General features: G+C 41.2%; 20 protein-coding genes. 10 read left to right on the forward strand and 10 right to left on the reverse strand.

Features of this window, described 5'->3' with window-relative positions; translation table 11 throughout:
- The first annotated feature begins 92 nt into the window (after positions 1-92).
- Positions 93-1,166, forward strand: a complete 1,074-nt coding sequence (gene rfbB / locus H6G79_RS08475) for a dTDP-glucose 4,6-dehydratase (RefSeq protein WP_190588473.1) — start codon at positions 93-95, stop codon at positions 1,164-1,166.
- Positions 1,167-1,301: 135 nt separating this feature from the next.
- Here rfbB and pgsA read toward each other — a convergent pair whose 3' ends face one another.
- Both pgsA and H6G79_RS08485 read right to left on the reverse strand, forming a co-directional pair.
- Positions 1,302-1,814: a CDP-diacylglycerol--glycerol-3-phosphate 3-phosphatidyltransferase gene (gene pgsA, locus H6G79_RS08480; protein ID WP_190588472.1), complete on the reverse strand. Its 513-nt coding sequence runs from the start codon at positions 1,812-1,814 to the stop codon at positions 1,302-1,304.
- Between the two features lie 20 nt (positions 1,815-1,834).
- Positions 1,835-2,401, reverse strand: coding sequence for a Uma2 family endonuclease (locus H6G79_RS08485; RefSeq protein ID WP_190588471.1), 567 nt, complete (start codon positions 2,399-2,401; stop codon positions 1,835-1,837).
- Positions 2,402-2,538: 137 nt separating this feature from the next.
- On the opposite strand from H6G79_RS08485, the gene H6G79_RS08490 reads away from it, so the two are divergent.
- The 6 genes from H6G79_RS08490 to H6G79_RS08515 all read left to right on the forward strand — a co-directional run bounded on the left by H6G79_RS08490 (position 2,539) and on the right by H6G79_RS08515 (position 7,828).
- Positions 2,539-3,957, forward strand: a complete 1,419-nt coding sequence (locus H6G79_RS08490; RefSeq protein ID WP_190588470.1) for an aspartate ammonia-lyase — start codon at positions 2,539-2,541, stop codon at positions 3,955-3,957.
- 144 nt (positions 3,958-4,101) lie between these two features.
- Entirely contained in the window at positions 4,102-4,383 is a 282-nt protein-coding gene (locus tag H6G79_RS08495; RefSeq protein WP_190588469.1) for a prevent-host-death protein, read from the forward strand.
- Positions 4,376-4,771: a type II toxin-antitoxin system VapC family toxin gene (locus H6G79_RS08500; protein ID WP_190588468.1), complete on the forward strand. Its 396-nt coding sequence runs from the start codon at positions 4,376-4,378 to the stop codon at positions 4,769-4,771. Before H6G79_RS08495 ends, H6G79_RS08500 begins: the two co-directional genes overlap by 8 nt.
- A gap of 204 nt (positions 4,772-4,975) precedes the next feature.
- Positions 4,976-5,947, forward strand: a complete 972-nt coding sequence (locus tag H6G79_RS08505) for a DUF362 domain-containing protein (RefSeq protein ID WP_190588467.1) — start codon at positions 4,976-4,978, stop codon at positions 5,945-5,947.
- Between the two features lie 847 nt (positions 5,948-6,794).
- A complete protein-coding gene (locus H6G79_RS08510) occupies positions 6,795-6,986 on the forward strand; it encodes a hypothetical protein (protein ID WP_190588466.1) in 192 nt (63 codons plus the stop codon).
- Between the two features lie 473 nt (positions 6,987-7,459).
- The gene (locus tag H6G79_RS08515; protein ID WP_190588465.1) at positions 7,460-7,828 is read left to right on the forward strand and encodes a KGG domain-containing protein; all 369 of its coding nucleotides are present in this window, start codon (positions 7,460-7,462) and stop codon (positions 7,826-7,828) included.
- A gap of 302 nt (positions 7,829-8,130) precedes the next feature.
- Here the strand turns inward: H6G79_RS08515 and H6G79_RS08520 are convergent, their stop codons facing one another.
- From H6G79_RS08520 to H6G79_RS08535, 4 genes are all read right to left on the reverse strand, one after another.
- Positions 8,131-8,382 (reverse strand): hypothetical protein, encoded by a 252-nt coding sequence (locus tag H6G79_RS08520; RefSeq protein ID WP_190588602.1) that lies wholly within the window; start codon positions 8,380-8,382, stop codon positions 8,131-8,133.
- A gap of 392 nt (positions 8,383-8,774) precedes the next feature.
- Positions 8,775-9,458, reverse strand: coding sequence for a hypothetical protein (locus H6G79_RS08525; RefSeq protein WP_190588464.1), 684 nt, complete (start codon positions 9,456-9,458; stop codon positions 8,775-8,777).
- Between the two features lie 117 nt (positions 9,459-9,575).
- Entirely contained in the window at positions 9,576-10,331 is a 756-nt protein-coding gene (locus H6G79_RS08530; RefSeq protein ID WP_190588463.1) for an intradiol ring-cleavage dioxygenase, read from the reverse strand.
- A 141-nt stretch (positions 10,332-10,472) separates the two neighbouring features.
- Positions 10,473-10,748 carry a hypothetical protein gene (locus H6G79_RS08535; RefSeq protein ID WP_190588462.1) on the reverse strand — a complete coding sequence of 92 codons (276 nt, stop codon included), beginning with the start codon at positions 10,746-10,748 and terminating at the stop codon, positions 10,473-10,475.
- 333 nt (positions 10,749-11,081) lie between these two features.
- Between H6G79_RS08535 and H6G79_RS08540 the strand changes: the two genes are divergently transcribed.
- Positions 11,082-11,765: a winged helix-turn-helix domain-containing protein gene (locus tag H6G79_RS08540; RefSeq protein ID WP_190588461.1), complete on the forward strand. Its 684-nt coding sequence runs from the start codon at positions 11,082-11,084 to the stop codon at positions 11,763-11,765.
- Positions 11,762-13,216: an ATP-binding protein gene (locus tag H6G79_RS08545; protein ID WP_190588460.1), complete on the forward strand. Its 1,455-nt coding sequence runs from the start codon at positions 11,762-11,764 to the stop codon at positions 13,214-13,216. The genes H6G79_RS08540 and H6G79_RS08545 overlap by 4 nt, the downstream gene beginning before the upstream one ends.
- Before the next feature lie 74 nt (positions 13,217-13,290).
- Here H6G79_RS08545 and glcD read toward each other — a convergent pair whose 3' ends face one another.
- Both glcD and H6G79_RS08555 read right to left on the reverse strand, forming a co-directional pair.
- Positions 13,291-14,763 (reverse strand): glycolate oxidase subunit GlcD, encoded by a 1,473-nt coding sequence (gene glcD, locus H6G79_RS08550; protein ID WP_190588596.1) that lies wholly within the window; start codon positions 14,761-14,763, stop codon positions 13,291-13,293.
- A gap of 430 nt (positions 14,764-15,193) precedes the next feature.
- A complete protein-coding gene (locus H6G79_RS08555; protein ID WP_277877227.1) occupies positions 15,194-16,258 on the reverse strand; it encodes a TrkA family potassium uptake protein in 1,065 nt (354 codons plus the stop codon).
- Positions 16,259-16,409: 151 nt separating this feature from the next.
- On the opposite strand from H6G79_RS08555, the gene H6G79_RS08560 reads away from it, so the two are divergent.
- Positions 16,410-17,687 (forward strand): aspartate aminotransferase family protein, encoded by a 1,278-nt coding sequence (locus H6G79_RS08560; RefSeq protein ID WP_190588459.1) that lies wholly within the window; start codon positions 16,410-16,412, stop codon positions 17,685-17,687.
- 141 nt (positions 17,688-17,828) lie between these two features.
- On the opposite strand, the gene H6G79_RS08565 is transcribed toward H6G79_RS08560, so the two are convergent.
- Both H6G79_RS08565 and H6G79_RS08570 read right to left on the reverse strand, forming a co-directional pair.
- Entirely contained in the window at positions 17,829-18,386 is a 558-nt protein-coding gene (locus H6G79_RS08565) for a glutathione S-transferase family protein (RefSeq protein ID WP_190588458.1), read from the reverse strand.
- Between the two features lie 13 nt (positions 18,387-18,399).
- Positions 18,400-18,864, reverse strand: coding sequence for a hypothetical protein (locus tag H6G79_RS08570; protein WP_190588457.1), 465 nt, complete (start codon positions 18,862-18,864; stop codon positions 18,400-18,402).
- Positions 18,865-19,005 lie beyond the last annotated feature (141 nt).

The following is a 19,005-nucleotide window of genomic DNA, read 5'->3' on the forward strand; positions in this document are numbered from 1 at the left end:
GAACATCCAGATGATAAGCTAATTATTGGTTTTTGCTCGTGTTAGCTTAAATTATTCGATTATTTTTTGAATTTTATTATAGATTAAATTGTATGCAGACAGTATTAGTAACAGGTGGAGCCGGATTTATTGGGGCTAACTTTATTCTTTTAGCTCGGCAGAATCATTGGTTTAATATAATTAATTTAGATAAATTAACTTACGCTAGTAATTTAGAAAATTTAGCCCTACTCCAAGATGACCCAAATTACCATTTTGTACAAGGAGATATTGCTAACGTTGAATTAGTGAGTTATTTACTAGATAAATATCAACCAAATGCAATTATTAACTTTGCTGCCGAAACTCATGTTGACCGTTCTATATTCAGCCCCCAAACTTTTATTCAAACAAATGTAGTCGGTACATTTAATTTATTGGAAACAACTCGGTTTTATTGGCAGAAACTATCACCGCAAAATCAGCAGCAATTTCGTTTCTTACACGTATCTACAGATGAAGTATACGGCTCATTAAGCACACAAGAACCAGCCTTTAGAGAAGATACACCTTATGCGCCAAATAGTCCTTATGCAGCATCTAAAGCTGCATCTGATCATTTTGTCCGAGCTTACTATCATACCTACGGTTTGCCTAATTTAACTACAAATTGTTCTAATAACTATGGGCCAAGCCAATTTCCCGAAAAGTTAATTCCTTTGACTATTCTAAATGCTTTAGATGGTAAGCCTTTACCTATATATGGTGATGGACAGAACATTCGAGATTGGCTTTATGTCATCGACCATTGTGAAGCTATCTATCTGGTTTTGCAAAAGGGGACAATTGGTGAAACTTATAATATTGGAGGACTAAATGAACAAACAAATTTAACAGTAGTAGAAAAAATTTGTACCATTCTTGATGAATTAGCACCAAAATCTGGTTTGAGACATTCATCTTTGATGACTTTTGTTCCAGACCGACCTGGACATGATAGAAGATATGCAATTGATTGCAATAAAATCATTAGTGAATTAGGTTGGAAACCAAAAGAAAACTTTGATAGTGGATTACTAAAAACAGTGCAATGGTATTTAGATAATTCCAATTGGGTCAATCAAGTACGTTCAGGTGCTTACCAAAACTGGTTAAAACAAAACTACGAAAATCGCCAAGCCAAATGAAAGGTTTAATTGTAGCTGGTGGCTAAGGAAATAAATGGCAAAGTAAGTAAATTTGCTAAAAGATTTACGGGGTTAAGTTATCTGAATATGAATTGAGATTGAAAGATACTTCACCTCTCCTTGCGTTAACTTTGCTTATGCCTCAGCTTTTGTTGGTAAAAGATAAATTAACCCTGATATTAAAGTTAAAGTCACAGAAATCCAAAAGGCGATTAATGCAGGAGTTTGCCATGCTGATGGTAACGGTGCAATCAAAAATGCGATCGCTACTATTTGACTCACAGTCTTCAGCTTACCCCAAATATTTGCCCCCGAAATTTTTGTTTGGTTAACTCGCCAACCTGCGATCGCTAATTCTCGCGCTAAAATCAAAAACACTCCCCACGCTGGAACTTTCCCCAACTCAATTAACACCATCAACGGCGCAAGTACCAAAAATTTATCTACCAAAGGATCTAAAAACTTACCCAAATCACTAATTTGGTTGAGTTTCCGCGCTAAATAGCCATCTAACCAGTCTGTTAGCGCCGCCACAAGAAAAATCGCCAAACATATCCATCTAGCTTGTGCTGTCTGGTTGTACAAACCGTAAAGTAAAAATGGAACACCGAGAAGGCGAGAAAAAGTAATCCAATTAGGTAAAGTCATGATTTAGGTTGAGAAATTATTTATAATTTTAACCAACCAAATAATTGCCCCAATGTCAAATTTAAATCACTGACTAAATCAGGAACTGGCAATATATCTTCTTCATTATCTAAATATATGATTTGCTGGTGAGGCGGATAAACTAAAACACAATATTCCTCTGGGTCAATTAACCAACCTAAGCTCGTACCATGCTTTAAACAATGTAAAATGTTTTTGGTAACTTTGGTGCTACTTTTTTGTTCAGGAGAGAGAATTTCAATTGTCCAATCTGGGTATGTATTAAAAACATTGGCGATATTGCCTTTTTCATCTACAGGAATCCGATTCCAAGCAAATACCGCGACATCTGGAACTGTGGAACGTCCACCAAAAGTACAGCGTAATTCTGGAAAAGCTAGGGCAGTTTTTTTGGGTTCTGTTACATGATTAATCGCATTAGGTAATTGCAACTGAAGTCTACTATGTTTACCTTGAGGCATAGGTTTTTGAATTATTTCACCATCGATATATTCACTTGCTGGTTTAGTTTCTGGTAATTGTAAAAATTCCTCTAAAGATATCCGGCGAGTTGGTGTTTTAATCATAATATTTACCTGCGCGTGTTTAAACTTAGGTTAACTTAAATAAATTGATTTGAGTTTGGAAGATTGTACATAGTAAAAAGGGCGTGAGTGCCATTTACGTGGCATGATCTGTATTTCGAGATCATCCAGACAATACTATGACTGACAATATAAATTTTCGCATTGAGCGCGACTCAATGGGCGCTCGCCAAATTCCTAGTAATGTTTATTACGGCATTCAAACTCTACGGGCTACAGAAAATTTCCCAATCAGTGGTTTAAAGCCTTTACATACTTACGTAGATGCTTGCTTACTCATTAAAAAAGCTACTGCAATTGTTAACGGTGAATTAGACTGCATTTCCCCAGAGATTAGTCAAGCCATTGTTAAAGCCACCGATGAAATCTTGGCGGGACAGTTACGCGACCAATTTGTGGTAGATGTTTATCAAGCTGGTGCGGGAACTTCCCACCACATGAATGTTAACGAAGTCTTAGCAAATCGGGCGTTAGAAATTCTCGGTGACGAAAAAGGTAATTACAAAAAAGTTAATCCTAACGACCATGTGAACTACGGACAGTCTACCAATGATGTCATCCCAACAGCGATTCGCATTGGTGGTTTATTAGCACTGACTCATACATTACACCCAGCCTTAGAAAAAGCGATCGCCGCCTTAGAAAGCAAAGCGGTAGAATTTCAAGATATCGTCAAATCTGGCAGAACCCACATGCAAGACGCTGTACCTGTGCGTTTGGGTGATACTTTTGCAGCTTGGGCGCAAATCCTCACAGACCATCAAAACCGCATCTATACTGCATCTGGAGATTTGATGGTGCTGGGTTTGGGTGGTAGTGCGTCGGGTACGGGGATGAATACCCATCCTTTGTATCGCGCCCGTGTGGTGGAAATTCTCTCAGAATTGCTGAATATGCCTTTAGAACCTGCGCCGCAGTTAATGGCAGCTATGCAGAGTATGGCACCATTTGTCAATGTTTCTGGGGCTTTACGCAACTTAGCCCAGGATTTAGTTAAAATATCCCACGATTTGCGGTTGATGGACTCCGGGCCGAAAACTGGCTTGAAGGAAATTCAACTTCCTCCAGTCCAACCAGGTTCCTCAATTATGCCAGGGAAATACAACCCAGTCATGGCAGAGATGACATCAATGGTGTGTTTCCAGGTGATGGGATACGATAGTGCGATCGCTCTTGCCGCCCAAGCCGGACAATTAGAATTGAATGTGATGATGCCGTTAATTGCCTATAACCTGATTCACAGTATCGAAATTCTCGGTAATACCATCGCGGTGCTGACAGAACGCTGCATTCAAAATATTACCGCTAACAGGGAACGCTGTTTAGCCTACGCCGAAGGTAGTTTAGCTTTAGTCACCGCACTCAACACTCACATTGGCTATCTCAATGCTGCGGAAGTCGCCAAAGAATCATTAGCAACTGGGAAATCCTTGCGACAGATTGTTTTAGAAAAAGGACTAATGACAGAAGCGGAATTAGCTGAAGTGTTAAATCTAGAACAGATGAGTAGCATTGTACCCTTGAGGAAAGAATCTTAAAGTCATAAGAAGCGATCGCTTTTGCGTTTTTCACTATTAAAGCGATCGCCTTGATGAGAGCATAGTTATTTGGAAAGTGTAGATGCTTCTTCAGCTTGTCGCTAAACATCGTGTATCGTTACAGTATCAACGGAGATTTTTAGAATGAAATGGACACTTGAAGAAGCCCAAACACAGCTATCTTTAGTAATTAATGCCACTACTCAAGAACCTCAGTTAATCTATACTCAAGAAGAATTAGTGGCTGCTGTTGTAGACCCTGAACTTTTTCAAGAATTTTTAAACTGGCGACGACAAACGGCTAAAAAGTCTCTATCTCAAGTCTTTCAAGAACTTCAACAGTTATGTGTCGAAGAAAATTATAGCCTAGAGATTCCAGCACGAAGCGATCGCTACAATCCTTTTATTGGCGATGAAAATGAGTAGTCTTTGCGACACTAATATCATTAGTGAATTAACTCGCCCAAAGCCAAACCCAGGTGTAATATCATGGATAGGTACAGTAACATCAATTAACTTAAGCGTTATTACAGTTGAGGAAATTTATTATGGTTTAACAGCCAAGCCTAATGTTAGAATCCAAGCTTGGTTTGAAAATTTTCTGACAACTCACTGTGAAATTTTACCTATTACCTCGGAAATTGCCCAGTGTTCAGGCGAATTGAGAGGCTTTTTGAGAACTCAAGGTCAGCCGCGAGCGCAAGCTGATATGCTTATTGCTGCAACAGCTAAGATACATTCCATAACCCTTGTTACTAGAAATATTAAGGATTTTGAGGGTTGTGGTATATCTACATTGAATCCATTTATTTAAAGATTACTTCTCACTTAAGAGTGCGATCTCTTGATCTAAATTTAGGTTTATCAGTGGTGAATTATTTATAAACCTCATTTCCTCATTGTCAGGTGATAGGAGTGATAAATGCTGATTTTAAGCTCCCTGTGGAGAAAATTTAATATCATGTAATGTGTTATTCAATATTCATAGCTATTCCATCCTTCACGCAATTATTTACCTATGCAGACATACAAATCATCAGTTGGCTTAATCAGGGCTACATCTTACGAAAGCGACGCTTTACGGGAATCCTTAACCACTGTGCTAGAACCCCTGGGAGGAATCGCAGCTTTTGTCAAACCAGGACAAAAAGTATTACTCAAGCCAAATCTCCTCACAGGCGCACGTCCGACGAAAGAATGTACTACTCGCCCGGAACTGGTTTATGAAGTTGCCAAAATGGTTATCGAAGCTGGTGGTAAACCATTTTTAGGCGACAGTCCGGCTTTTGGGAGTGCGAAGGGAGTCGCCATTGCTAATGGTTATCAATCTTTTATCCAAGAACTCAATCTTCCCATCGTCGAATTTCATGGACAGCGTTACCACACAGTCAGCGAGAATTTCAACCACTTGCTACTGTGTAAAGAGGCGATGGAAGCGGATGTAGTTATTAATTTGCCCAAAGTTAAATCACACATGCAATTAACTGTAACCTTGGGTGTGAAAAATTTATTTGGTTGCGTTCCCGGTAAAATGAAAGCTTGGTGGCACATGGAAGCCGGGAAAGATGCTAACCGATTTGGGGAAATGTTAGTAGAAACAGCGAAAGCAATCAACCCAGATTTAACTATTTTAGATGGCATTATTGGTCATGAAGGTAATGGCCCTAGTGGTGGAGAACCTCGGAATTTAGGAATTTTAGCCGCCGCATCAGATGTATTTGCTTTAGATAGGGCGATGTTAGAAATTCTCAATGTTTCACCCCAGCAAGTTCCGACTGTTGCTGCTTCCCAAAGGTTGGGGGTTTGTCCCGAACTAGATGAAATTGAATTTCCTCTGTTACATCCTGATTTATTACAAATCTCAGATTGGCGCTTACCTGATAAGTTAATGCCAATAGATTTTGCTATGCCCCGTGTGATCAAATCTACGTTTAAACATCTTTACATTCGATTTATCAAAGAACCGATGAATACATATAGCAGAGGATAGTTTAAATGGGCAATTTTAGAAAATAAGTAACTGCAAAGTCAGCTACAGCAACCACTAACTTCAGAGATTAAGCTTTAATTACCCTCCGATTGCTTAACCAGACAACCGCCACTATCATTTATTGGCGGTTTTTTATTTGTCATCAAAATTTAATTATTTGTTAACAAAGATATATCCAACTTCTTGAAGAAGTCGGGTATCTGAAAACTTTATTCTCAAAGTATTTGTACTCTACCTATGTATAGATTGACAAACCAAAATTAATGTTACATAACACTAATATAGTTAATTAACAAGTTATTTTTTCATGCGATCGCTGAATTTACTCTTGCTCACTATGCTGATTTAGAGCGTATTTTTATCCAATCATTTACTAATGATAGGGTTGCGTGTGAGGCTGAGTTTGATAATCAAAAGTATCAAAGTCTTCAGTAAGATTTCGGTAGACATTGCTTATGAGTAAAATCATCTAAATCTGTGAAACCAACCTATCTAGAGTATTTTCAGATGTTATAATTCCAACAATTGCTTTAAGATAAGTTATCAATTTATATCAACACAACAGAAAAAATGTAGTCTTTGATGCAATTTATTAACCTATGCTTAACCAAAAGTTGGCAAATCTTTGCAAGGAATCGTAACATATTATTCACTTAGATAATTCCGAAATGTTTTTCTGTAACTTTGTATCAATCTTGTCGGAGATAAAATTATTGTTATGACACCTGCCAAACTGGTTCAATTTTGTGACTGCTACACAGTAGTCAGTAAAAAATCGTTAAAATGGCATCAAGACTCTCTCCGAGAGATAAAACTTATCAAGTGAGTTGAAAAATTTCAAATTTGTATGAATTCAAATAGTCAGTCTGCAAACACTACCGATACATATTCCCATCGTTTGGCAGACTTTGTGGGAACTGCGATCGCACTGTTAACCTTAACCCTACCTTTATTTGTCATCGCCCATTATTCCTCTAATGATGTAGCCCCAAATAATCAACAATCCCTGACATATCAACTGCAAAAACACTCAGAATAATTCCCAGCCCACATTAGTTAATTACATTTATGGCATTCAGAAAAAGCGTCACTAATTTTTCTAGTGGCGCTTTTTCTACTCGAAACTGACGATAAACACACAAAATCAAGAGTTTGGGAAAATGTTCAATATCATATCCCGCAAATCAGTTATGATTCAATACATCTGTGTAGAAAGACAAAACTCTTTCTCCCCCTGCTCCCTGCGGTTTTTCTGATAAGTCTTTTACCGGACATGAACTGTTCACAACCTCTACCCCAGTCTTAATACTGTGTATGAATCCTGAGTTACACAAAAAGATATAAAGCCGCGTTGAGGTTATATATCTGAAGTTGGGGTTTAGTCTGGCATGATTCTCTCCTACGGCCAATGAAAGCTGCTTTTTATATAGCTAAATTGAGAACGTGAATCAGCTAAAAGTTTTTACTGACTATAAAAGTCAAAAACTATAGTTCATGACCAGGAGCAATATTATGTCAGATACAAGTAAACGTGGCTTTGCTTCGATGGATGAAGATAAGCAACGAGAAATCGCCAGCAAGGGTGGACACGCTGCTCATGAAAAAGGTACAGCTCACGAATTTACCCCTGAAGAAGCGCGTGAAGCTGGACGTAAAGGAGGCGAAACCGTCAGTAAAGATAGAGAACACATGGCTGAAATTGGTCGTGAAGGTGGAAAACAATCTCACGGTGGCGGTCGCAAAAAACAAAAAGAGGACGCTGACGATATTGAAGATTCCGACGATACGGAATCAAAAGGTACTCCAGGCGGGAGTAAAGAGCAACACGCTGAAGCTGGCCGCCAAAGTCACAAGAACACCAATCAGGAGAAGGATAAATAGTCGGAATTTACGTCTGTTGACACGGGTGTAGGGGCTTCGCCGTGAGCCTCAGCCGAACGGTGTAAAGGTTTTTAGGACTTACGCATAAAAACGAAAAATTAAGGGTTTTGGCGAGGGTGTACTTATTCAAAATCCTTACACCCCAAACCCTTTCACCCTTACACCCAATCTCCACAGATAATCTTTGTGCGTAAGTCCTGATTTGGCTAAAAGCCTAGCTATATAAGCAGCATCAGATGTGTTAGTGAGCAGATAAAAGATGTAGCTGAATTATAGGGTGTAGTAAAAAGCCAAATATTGCGTTAACTGAGTGCATCTTTAACGCCTATCCAACCAGTAATTTTTTTGTATGTGCTGACATAACTTGTAACAGGAAGATTTTCTCGCAATTCAGGTTTAGTAAGTATTTTTTCTCTGATAACTTCTGCTAATAAACTAGGACGCTGACAACTTAAGACAGGCATATCTTGCCAACAGTGGCGGCAAAACCAATTGATTTCCGAACCACGTACATGTTGTAAAAGTACTTCCGAACAGCAAGGACAGTAATTCATATTTTTCTACAAGTAATTGATATAAAGGGGTTTTAAAATGAAGGCAGTCACTTGCTTGAAATTTTGTCATTCAAATAACTGTCTATATCTACGAGGATAGTTATGAAATATAAGAAAGTTGTGGAGAAAATAATATTAATCAATTATTCGTAATATTTATACAATCTAGCTTAAGTAATAACCTCAGATTTTTATGAATAAAGATTACAATTCTCAGATATAGTGATCTGCTTTGATTGTTGAAATTATCTGTAAAGGTTGGGAATAGGGAGTAAGGAGTAGGAAAGAGTTTTTTAACTACGTCCTATTTTTCTGAAAAAACGGCGATAGAGTCTGTTCTATTTTTGAAGAACAAACTCTATCGCCGTATGGTGGCAATTAATTTTCTTGCCCTATCTTCTTGTCTCAGAACGATTTTCTTCAGGAGGATTAGCAGGAACGCCCAAAGCCTCTTTTAACTTTTGTTCACTGACACCTAATTTCTGGGCGGCGGCGGCAAAGTCGGGGCGGGGTGGGCGTTGTCCTTGACCTTGACCTTCGCTGGGAGGATTAGCAGGAACACCCAAAGCTTCCTTTAATTTTTGTTCACTGACACCTAACTTCTGGGCGGCGGCGGCAAAGTCGGGGCGGGGTGGGCGCTGATTGAAATCACCTTGACCTTGACCTTGCCCTTGTCCTTTACCTTGACGTTGGCCTTGACCTTGACCGGGAGGATTAGCAGGAACGCCCAAAGCCTCTTTTAATTTTTGTTCGCTAACACCTAACTTCTGGGCGGCGGCGGCAAAATCGGGACGGGGTGGGCGTTGCCCTTGCCCTTGACCTTGACTAGGAGGATTAGCAGGAACACCCAAAGCTTCTTTTAATTTTTGTTCACTGACACCTAACTTCTGGGCGGCGGCGGCAAAGTCGGGGCGGGGTGGGCGTTGTCCTTCTGGTGGTTGGTCGGAAGGTTGTGAGGAAGCTTGAGCAATTTTAGACGCTGGATTAGCGGCATTGACTTGATTTAAGGAAATGACACCGAATGTACTAGCGAGAATGGAAATTGTAGCTACGACTGCGGCTGTGTTGAGTTTCATAATTATCCTCTAGAAAGTTCAGTTGTTGATGTTTTTTATTTAACAGAGTAAAAATTACAGTTCGCTCTGGTTGTGGATTACATTTTTGTAATTTTTGTGCATAGTATTTTGCAGAAATTACGTCATTTGCAGTCCAACATCAAAGGAGGCAGTGTAACCTTTTCCATTGGTGTTCAGCTTGAGTAACATTTGTTCGCCACCATATTGGAAAATTCCGTCATCAGCGTTCTTGATGATGCGCTGTCCTTTGCTGGCGTATGGTGCTTGGGTGTAAATGCGATCGCTCATCACATCGTCAAAATATAATTGCGATGTAAACTCATATTTCTCTTGTGTACGCACCTTCAAGTGGATATGTACAGTTCTGCCTTCGTACCAACCAGGGTAAATGGTTGTGAACTGGACATTTCCCTGCGCGTCGGTGACTTGATAACCACGCAAGAACTTTTTACCCACAGTATTAAAACTTTGGTCTGCCACGTCAGAATAAACACCCAACGCATCACAGTGCCAAATATCGACAATGGCACCTGCAACGGGTGTACAGCCAGTACTGCCAACCTGAGAAATGTGCAGTGTTAATTGCAGAGGTACACCTGCTTTGATTGCACCATCAGCAGGATCAATGCGAATATCAGAACGATTGAGTTTCTCATCCACAAAATACGGCCCTTCGGTTTGCTGTGGACTAAGAACACAACCCGGTGATGTTGCAGTCTTGACTGTAGATGATACTGGAACAACAGCACTGATTTGTTCTTGTGTAGAAGCAGATTTTCTTGGTAGACAACCGACGACAAATATTGCAGTTCCGGCTGCTCTAAATAAACCCAGTGCCTCTCTGCGATTTAATAGACGATTTTTGGTATTCATAAACTTTAATAGGACTTACACACAAAGATTGTCTGTGGAAACTGGGTGAAGGGGTGTAAGGGTTTGAGATACATACACCCCTACAGGAAAGTCAAAAGTTATCTTTCTTTTGACTTTTGACTTTTAACTTTTGACTTGATTCTACCCCCGTAATCTCACTCTTTGGTTATTCTTTTCACTATTTAATTCTTGCTGAGAATTTGTGTTTTGACGATTACTTTGAGGGAGATTCTTTTTTGCTTGTGGACGGACTTGGCGACGTTTAACTTGTGGTTTTTTATTTGTTCTTGGCTGTTCTTTAATATCTTGATTACGCAGAGAAGGAGCATCAGCATTTGCTTGATTAGTTCCTACAAAGCCAAATGTTCCAATCATCAAAGGAATTACTGCTATAACTAATACTCTACGAATATTCATTAAAATTAACCTCAAAACTTGCTGTAGCTGATATTTATGATTAAGCCACCCCAAAATGACAGATAGCTTATTTTCTTGATTACATTTTTGTAATTTGCTAAATTCTGAAGATTTGAGATAATATATGAATCAATATTTGATTTCTGAAAAAAAATCAGTACACCGAGAGCAGGCTTCTTTCCTACTCCCTACTCCCCATTCCCTACTCCCTACCTACACAACTAGATTCAGGAATCAAACCTTATTCCTATAGTGATATAAATTACAGATTTGTAATTTTAGTCACAAGAGGACAAATCTATAATGAAATCATCATTGAATTAGAGAAGACTTGTGAACGTTCTGTTTGTCGAAGATGAAGCAAAAATTGCGAACTTCGTCCGGGCTGGACTGAAGGAGCAAGGATTTGTCGTAGATTATTGCGACAACGGTGATGAAGGATATCTGCGAGCAATGGATAATGAATACGATGCCATTATTCTGGACATTATGGTGCCAGGAAAAGATGGACTGTCGATTCTCAAACAACTGCGGCGAGAAGGGCGGAATGCGCCGGTAATTTTGTTAACAGCACGTAATGAATTAGACGATCGCCTGGCAGGGTTAAACTTGGGAGCCGATGATTACATTGCTAAACCTTTTTTTGTGGAAGAATTAGCGGCGCGGATTCATGCGGTGGTGCGTCGGAGTGTGGGCGATCGCCAAAATTTACTGACGGTTGGCTCAATCAAACTCGATCGCATCACGCGGGAAGTCACTTGCAATCAACGCGCCATCGAACTTACTAGCCGCGAATTTAATCTACTGGAATATCTGATGCGCTCTCCCGGACGAGTTTTTACCCGTACCCAAATCTTAGAACATATTTGGGGTTATGATTTTAACCCTAATACCAATGTTGTGGATGTGTGTATTCAGCGCATTCGCAAAAAAATTGAACCGATTGATGAAACAAATTGGATTGAAAGTATTCGCGGCGTTGGCTATCGGTTTCGCAAACCAGAGAATCAATCGTGAAACATCTGCGATCGTTTCGACTCCGAATTGCGTTGTTATCTGCGGCTTTAGCCGGCACTACCTTAGTCGGTTTTGGTGCAATATCCTGGTTTCAGATTTACAATGCCAAAATTAGCCGCTTAGATGCCGAACTATTAAATCAGTTAATCCGCGCCAATCGTCCCCCAGAACCAGGAAAAGCACCTCTGCGCCCAGAATTTTTACCTGCTGGCTTGGGTACAAATACCAAGATTCCCGTCGCTTTACTGGTGCTGGATGCTGAGGGTAAAACAGTCTACGAATTTAACTCTTTATCGGCGGATACTGGGGTGAAAAATCTTTTGGTGAAGCGTTTAGAGTTAGCACCTGCGCCGCCAGATGTTCCCCGACAAAGAAGACCTGTAATTTTCGGTGCAAATCAGCCAGGACAACCACCACCGCGCCCAACTCCCCCACAATTTGTTACAGAAAAAACCGCGAAAGAAACTTGGCGAATTGGTGCGTTGAAATTTCCTAATTCTCAGGTGGCGGTTGCTGTTAGCTTACAACCCGTGAACCAAGAAATGGCAAGTATCCGCTATATTTTCTTGGTGTTAATTCCAGGGGCTTTACTGCTAGTTGCGGCTGGGGCTTGGTTTGTTTCTGGTGGGGCGTTACGTCCGATTCACGAGTTAACGGGCGTAATTCAACAGGTAACAGTGCAAGGGTTAGATCAGCGTATTCCCAGTGAGACAACAGATTTAGAATTTGTGGAACTGATTCAGGTGTTTAACCAAATGTTAGAACGTCTAGAACGCAGTTTTACTCAAGCTTCCCGCTTTAGTGCTGATGCAGCCCATGAACTGAAAACCCCATTAACTATTTTGCAAGGTGAATTAGAGCGATCGCTCCAACAAGTTGAACCAGGAAGTGATGTACAGCAGCGTTTAACCAATTTGTTAGATGAAGTGCATCGTTTAAGTACAATTATGCGAAAACTCTTACTGTTGTCTTTGGCAGATGCAGGCAAAATGGGCTTGTATTTGGTGGATGTCAATATGTCTGAGTTGTTACAGGAGATGATTGAAGATGTGGAATTGCTGGCTCCTCAGTTGAATGTGCAAACTGATATTCCTGATCATTTGCAGGTAAAAGGCGATCGCGATTTACTTATGCAAGTCATACAAAATCTGCTCAGTAACGCAATTAAATATAATTTTGCTGATGGCTGGATTAACATTCAGGCACGTCAAACCCAAAAAACTCTCACAATCACCGTCACTAATTCATCAAAAGATATTTTACCCAGCGATCGCGATCGGCTGTTTGAACGCTTTTATCGTGGTGATCCAGCCCGTACCCGAAAAGTAGAGGGTATTGGATTGGGACTCAGCCTCGCCCGTGAAATTGTCCGGGCGCACCGTGGCGAACTAGCCCTCAATTCTTCAACTTCTGGTCAAACAGGGTTTATTATCACTTTACCAATTGCATAATCTTGAATAGGAATTTTCCTTGAAATCATCTGAATTATGAGTCATTTTGCCATTTTTGCCCAAATTTTTGTATCCTAATATCTGTCCACGCCTTCAAGCTGCTTGTGATTCATCGCCTGTGCAGCTTCGCCACAGGTGCGGGGTGTGGGGAAAATTTTGTCGGGGTTGGCTAAACCTTGGGGATTAAATACTTGTCTTACCCATTGCATTGTTTCTAAATCGATGCTGCTAAACATTTCTGGCATATAACATTTTTTATCGGAACCAATGCCATGTTCACCAGAGAGACTACCACCAACTTTTACACAAAGCTTGAGAATTTCCCCGCCTAATTCTTCAACTTTTTCTAATGCACCAGGGACAGAATTATCATAAAGCACTAAGGGGTGGAGATTGCCATCACCAGCATGAAAGACGTTAGCAATTTTATATCCAAATTTTTGACTTAAATTTTCAATTTCTTGCAAAACATAAGGCAATTGTGTACGGGGAATCACACCATCTTGTACATAATAATCGGGGCTTAAATGTCCAGCCGCAGCAAAGGCAGCTTTTCTGCCTTTCCACAATTTTAAGCGGGTTTCTGGATCAGTAGCGGCAGTGACATTCCGCGCCCCATTTTGTTGACAAATTTCAGTAATTCTTTGTTTTAAAACTGCGACTTCGACTTCTAAACCATCAATTTCCACTAGCAAAATAGCCGTCGCATCTCGCGGATAACAATTAGTTGCTACAACATCTTCAACAGCATTGATGCTGAGGTTATCCATCATTTCCATCCCACCAGGAATTATCCCGGCGCTGATGATATCAGAAACACTAGCCCCCGCAGCTTCTACACTTGTAAAGTCTGCTAATAATACACAAATTGATTCGGCAGTTTTGAGAATTCTGAGAGTAATTTCTGTGGCGATTCCTAACGTTCCTTCAGAACCAACAAATATACCTGTTAAATCATATCCAGGTGTTTCTGGGATTTGTCCACCTAAATCAACAATTTCTCCTTCTGGGGTGACAATTTTTAAACCTAAAACGTGATTAGTGGTGACACCATATTTTAAACAATGCACTCCACCGGAGTTTTCAGCGACATTCCCGCCAATTGAACAGATAATTTGGCTAGAAGGATCTGGCGCATAATAAAATCCCGCACCGCTAACTGTTTGCGTTACCCAACTATTAATGACTCCTGGCTGTACAACAATGCGTTGGTTGTCTAAATCAACATTGAGGATTTGCCGCATCAAGGAGGTGACAATCAATACAGAATCTTCTAGTGGTAAAGCACCACCAGATAAACCAGTACCGGAACCCCGCGCGATAAAAGGTACAGAATACTGGTTACAGATTTTCACCACCGCCGCGACTTGTTCTGTGGTTCTGGGTAATACAGCCAAAGCCGGACGTTGACGATAGCTAGTCAACCCATCACACTCATACGTAATCAATTCTTCGCGGCGTTGAACTACACCATTTTTACCAAGGACAGCCTCAAATGCTTTGATAATAGGTTGCCAGTTACGTTGTTGTTTATCTTGGGTAAGCATAGGGTTTTCGGTAGATGACTCTGTAGGAGGCAGTGGTTCGACTTCGCTCACCAACCATGATTCGGCTTCGCTCACCAACCATGATTCGACTTCGCTCACCAACCATGATTCGGCTTCGCTCACCAACCATGATTCGGCTTCGCTCACCAACCATGATTCGGCTTCGCTCACCAACCATGATTCGGCTTCGCTCACCAACCATGATTCGGCTTCGCTCACCAACCATGATTCGGCTTCGCTCACCAACCATGATTCGGCTTCGCTCACCAACCATGATTCGGCTTCGCTCACCAACCATGATTCGGCTTCGCTCACCAATCAAGTAGGAGTAGGGTTGGGTGAATATTTACTATTGTTGCAAAGATAGCAGTTTATGGGGAAGGAAATAGCGATCGCTCTCCCAAATTGCACCTCTGTCATTTGTCACCAATCACTGATTTTTCGGCTTGCGTAATATGTGCGAACCAATGGGAACCAAAACTTGGTTGAGACTGCGTAACTGTTCGGCTGTCCCCATACAAATTAGGGTATCTCCTGGCATTAAGACAGTATCACCAGTGGGGCCGCCAATCAGATTACCATCAACGCGGCGAATGGCTAAGACTAATGCACCAGTTTGCGATCGCAGTTTGGCTTTTTGCAAGGTTTGTCCGACAAAGGGAGACAAACTCGAATCGAGTAAAAATTCTTCCATATACAACTGCCTGTCTGCACCCGAAAGAATGCCATCTACAAAGTCTAATACTTGTGGTCTCAAGGCTGCTGCGGCCATCCGTTTCCCTCCGGTAATGTATGGTGAAATTACGGCATCTGCCCCACCACGCTGTAATTTTTGTAATGCTTCTTCTGTACTAGCGCGAGCGATCGCCCGAATATCTGGATTTAATGTTTTTGCTGATAATACTGTATATAAATTTTCCGCATCCGAAGGTAGGGCGGCAACTATACAAATCGCTCTGTCAATCCCCACATGGAACAGCGTATCATCTAAAGTCGCGTCGCCCTGGTATACGACATAACCTTCCGTCTGCGCTCTCTGCACCGATTCAATCTCGGAATCTATGACTACAAAAGGTACACCTTCTGCCCGAAATTCTCTAGCAATTTGCCGACCAGTGCGACTAAATCCACAAATAATATAATGTTCTGTCAAGGATTCCATTACGCGCCTCTGTTGTCGTAGCCGAATTCCTTCTTGAAAGTAGCCTTCGATGATGGCTTCTGTAAATCGATTGACAATGTAACCAATATTAATTACACCCAATAAAATCAAGGCAATGGTAAACAAGCGTCCACGGCTACCGAGTGGGTGTGTTTCTCCATATCCCACAGTGGCTAGGGTAATCACGGTCATGTAGGCTGAATCTTCCCATGACCAGCCTTCAACTAATTTGTACCACAAAGTGCCAATCAGGAACACGCCGCCAAGAGCGATCGCCCCTGCCATTAGTTCTTTTTGGATACGTTGATATTTTCTCTCAAGAGTGGAATACAAAGTTATCTCTCACCAGTGTTCTTCGTTTAAGGATATTTAAGCGTTAGCCTAAAAGAAATCATGATTTGCGATCAATCACAAGAAATTTTTAACAATTTCGAGGAAACTAGTAAGTGAGTGTAGAATTAAAAATTTTCAGGAGGAGCGGTTAGTGAGCTTACAAACTCTAGTTGAAGAAGCCAGCATCCCCCCAGCATCAGGTTCAGTGTCATCTATTCCTTTTGATTCGGATAGTTTTAACGAAGCCGTGATGTCAACTTATGGTCGGTTTCCTTTAGCCTTAGAAAAAGGTGCAGGATGCCGCGTTTGGGATACACAGGGGCGGGAATACCTAGATTTCGTGGCGGGGATTGCCACTTGTACCCTAGGACATGCTCACCCAGCAATGGTTGAAGCTGTGACACGCCAAATTCAAAAGCTGCATCACGTTTCTAATTTGTACTACATTCCCGAACAAGGGGAATTAGCCAAATGGATTATCCAACATTCCTGTGCCGATCGCGTATTTTTCTGTAACTCTGGAGCCGAGGCGAATGAAGCGGCGATTAAATTAGCGCGTAAATATGCCCATACAGTTCTAGAAATAGAAAAGCCTATTATTTTAACGGCGAATGCGAGTTTTCATGGGCGGACTTTAGCAACGATTACCGCCACCGGACAACCCAAGTATCAAAAATACTTTGATCCCTTGGTTCCTGGTTTCCATTACGTACCTTATAACGATATTACTGCTGTCGAAACAGCCATTAGTGAGTTAGATGAAGGTGATTATCGCGTTGCGGCGATTTTATTAGAACCATTGCAAGGTGAAGGCGGCGTACGTCCTGGTGATGTGGCTTACTTCCAAAAACTGCGGCGGATTTGTGATGAAACCGGCATTTTGTTGATTTTTGATGAAGTGCAAGTCGGAATGGGACGCAGTGGTAATTTATGGGGTTATGAACATCTCGGTGTCGAACCCGATATTTTCACCAGCGCCAAAGGTTTGGGCGGCGGAATCCCCATTGGCGCGATGATGAGTAAAAAATTCTGTGATGTTTTTCAGCCAGGAGAACACGCCAGTACCTTTGGTGGGAATCCTTTTGTTTGCGGTGTGGCGCTGAGTGTTTGCCAAACCTTGGAAAAAGAAAATATTTTGCAGAACGTCCGTGAGAGGGGAGAACAGTTACGTACTGGATTAAAAGCGATCGCAGCTAAATATCCCCAGTATATTTCTGATGTGCGGGGTTGGGGCTTAATCAATGGAATGGAGTTAGTTGCTGACATTCCCCTAACTGCTGGTGAAGTTGTCAACGCCGCCATTGCTGAAGGTTTACTACTTGTCCCCGCCGGGCCAAAAGTGGTGCGCTTTGTCCCACCGCTAATTGTCAGCGAGGCAGAAATTGACCAAGCCTTAAAAGTGGTAGATAAAGTGCTGAGTAATGAGTAATGAGTGCTGAGTGCTGAGTGCTGAGTAATGAGTGCTGAGTAATAACTCTTAACTCTGAACAAATTGTATTTGATGTTTTAGCTATGAGTGGGTTGTCTTTTAACTCAGCACTCAGCACTTTCAACTCAGCACTCTTAATTTTTAACTCCTTCCACCAATGCTTTTTTTAAATGCTGGACGTTCAGATATTCGCTTTAGATATGCCAAAATTTCTGGGTAAGCACTGAGGTCGAGTTTCAGCATCATTGGGATGTAAGAGAGAACTGAACCCACCGCTACGTCTGCAACGGTAAATTCATCACCTAGAATGAAGGGTTGTTGTTGAAAAATCTCATTTAGTGGAGTTAACAAGCGGGGTACTTCCCGTTCTCTGGTTGATTCTGTGAAAATTCCTGCCGATAAGGTAGAGTTAGCAAATAACACCCATTGATAAATTTTCGCCCGTTCTTCTGGCGAACCTGGGAACTTACCATACTTTTCATTCAAATACAGCAAAATTGCCCCAGATTCCCAAAGCTGAAAATCACCATCGACTATTGCCGGGACTTTCCCCATCGGGTTAATTTGCAAGTATTCGGGCTGTAAGTGTGCGCCTGCTTGCATATCTAGCTGAACAAACTCATAGGGAAGTTCTAGTTCTTCGAGATACCATTTGGCGATCGCCGCCCGACTAAAGGCACTACCGTAAAGTTTTAGCATAACCACTTGCTATTTAAAGAACCTTATGTGTATGTGAATGCTGTTTCACATTGTCTTCTTTAGTGACAACTCTGGCAGCATTTAACACTCGTTTACGTTCAGTAGAATACTTGAAATCCGTGTAAGTCGCACCCAAAGGAATTAAATTTTTGCTGCTTTCGCTGCGTTTATAAGTCCGCGCTGCTGCAAACACTCTTTGGGCAAATTCTTCACCAAACTGCGCCGAAGCAGGAAAGCCTGGGGGTAATAACGGCGTTTCACCTTCCAAAACTGCGCCTATAGTTGTGGCGTAAGCCAGTTTATAGGAAGTTGGAATATCGTTTATTAAGGTTTCTAAAGATGCAGAGGGAATTGGTTCTATAACTTCAACTTGATGAACTTCCCCATCTTCTTTAATAAAGCAGGTTGCCAAGCCAATAACAACATAATCATCGGCAGCTAAATCGGCAGTATTTTGATCAGACATTGCGGTTGTCATAAGAAAATTGTCGCAAAACTTTAAAATTGGAAAATGTATAACCAGAGATTAGCAAATGTATAGCAATCCTAAATGATTTATAAACATCTCTCCCTTGTCTATCCTGTCTTCCTTGTCTCCTTGTCTTTGTTGTTCACATAT

Source organism: Anabaena sp. FACHB-83, from assembly GCF_014697485.1.
Classification (GTDB): Bacteria; Cyanobacteriota; Cyanobacteriia; order Cyanobacteriales; family Nostocaceae; genus Nostoc_B.

What these genes read in the sequence shown, in the direction of transcription:
- rfbB (WP_190588473.1), top strand. Translation starts at nt 93, where the DNA reads ATGCAGACAGTATTAGTAACAGGTGGAGCCGGATTTATTGGGGCTAAC.
- pgsA (WP_190588472.1), bottom strand. Translation starts at nt 1,814, where the DNA reads ATGACTTTACCTAATTGGATTACTTTTTCTCGCCTTCTCGGTGTTCCA.
- H6G79_RS08485 (WP_190588471.1), bottom strand. Translation starts at nt 2,401, where the DNA reads ATGATTAAAACACCAACTCGCCGGATATCTTTAGAGGAATTTTTACAA.
- H6G79_RS08490 (WP_190588470.1), top strand. Translation starts at nt 2,539, where the DNA reads ATGACTGACAATATAAATTTTCGCATTGAGCGCGACTCAATGGGCGCT.
- H6G79_RS08495 (WP_190588469.1), top strand. Translation starts at nt 4,102, where the DNA reads ATGAAATGGACACTTGAAGAAGCCCAAACACAGCTATCTTTAGTAATT.
- H6G79_RS08500 (WP_190588468.1), top strand. Translation starts at nt 4,376, where the DNA reads ATGAGTAGTCTTTGCGACACTAATATCATTAGTGAATTAACTCGCCCA.
- H6G79_RS08505 (WP_190588467.1), top strand. Translation starts at nt 4,976, where the DNA reads ATGCAGACATACAAATCATCAGTTGGCTTAATCAGGGCTACATCTTAC.
- H6G79_RS08510 (WP_190588466.1), top strand. Translation starts at nt 6,795, where the DNA reads ATGAATTCAAATAGTCAGTCTGCAAACACTACCGATACATATTCCCAT.
- H6G79_RS08515 (WP_190588465.1), top strand. Translation starts at nt 7,460, where the DNA reads ATGTCAGATACAAGTAAACGTGGCTTTGCTTCGATGGATGAAGATAAG.
- H6G79_RS08520 (WP_190588602.1), bottom strand. Translation starts at nt 8,382, where the DNA reads ATGAATTACTGTCCTTGCTGTTCGGAAGTACTTTTACAACATGTACGT.
- H6G79_RS08525 (WP_190588464.1), bottom strand. Translation starts at nt 9,458, where the DNA reads ATGAAACTCAACACAGCCGCAGTCGTAGCTACAATTTCCATTCTCGCT.
- H6G79_RS08530 (WP_190588463.1), bottom strand. Translation starts at nt 10,331, where the DNA reads ATGAATACCAAAAATCGTCTATTAAATCGCAGAGAGGCACTGGGTTTA.
- H6G79_RS08535 (WP_190588462.1), bottom strand. Translation starts at nt 10,748, where the DNA reads ATGAATATTCGTAGAGTATTAGTTATAGCAGTAATTCCTTTGATGATT.
- glcD (WP_190588596.1), bottom strand. Translation starts at nt 14,763, where the DNA reads ATGCTTACCCAAGATAAACAACAACGTAACTGGCAACCTATTATCAAA.
- H6G79_RS08565 (WP_190588458.1), bottom strand. Translation starts at nt 18,386, where the DNA reads ATGCTAAAACTTTACGGTAGTGCCTTTAGTCGGGCGGCGATCGCCAAA.
- H6G79_RS08570 (WP_190588457.1), bottom strand. Translation starts at nt 18,864, where the DNA reads ATGACAACCGCAATGTCTGATCAAAATACTGCCGATTTAGCTGCCGAT.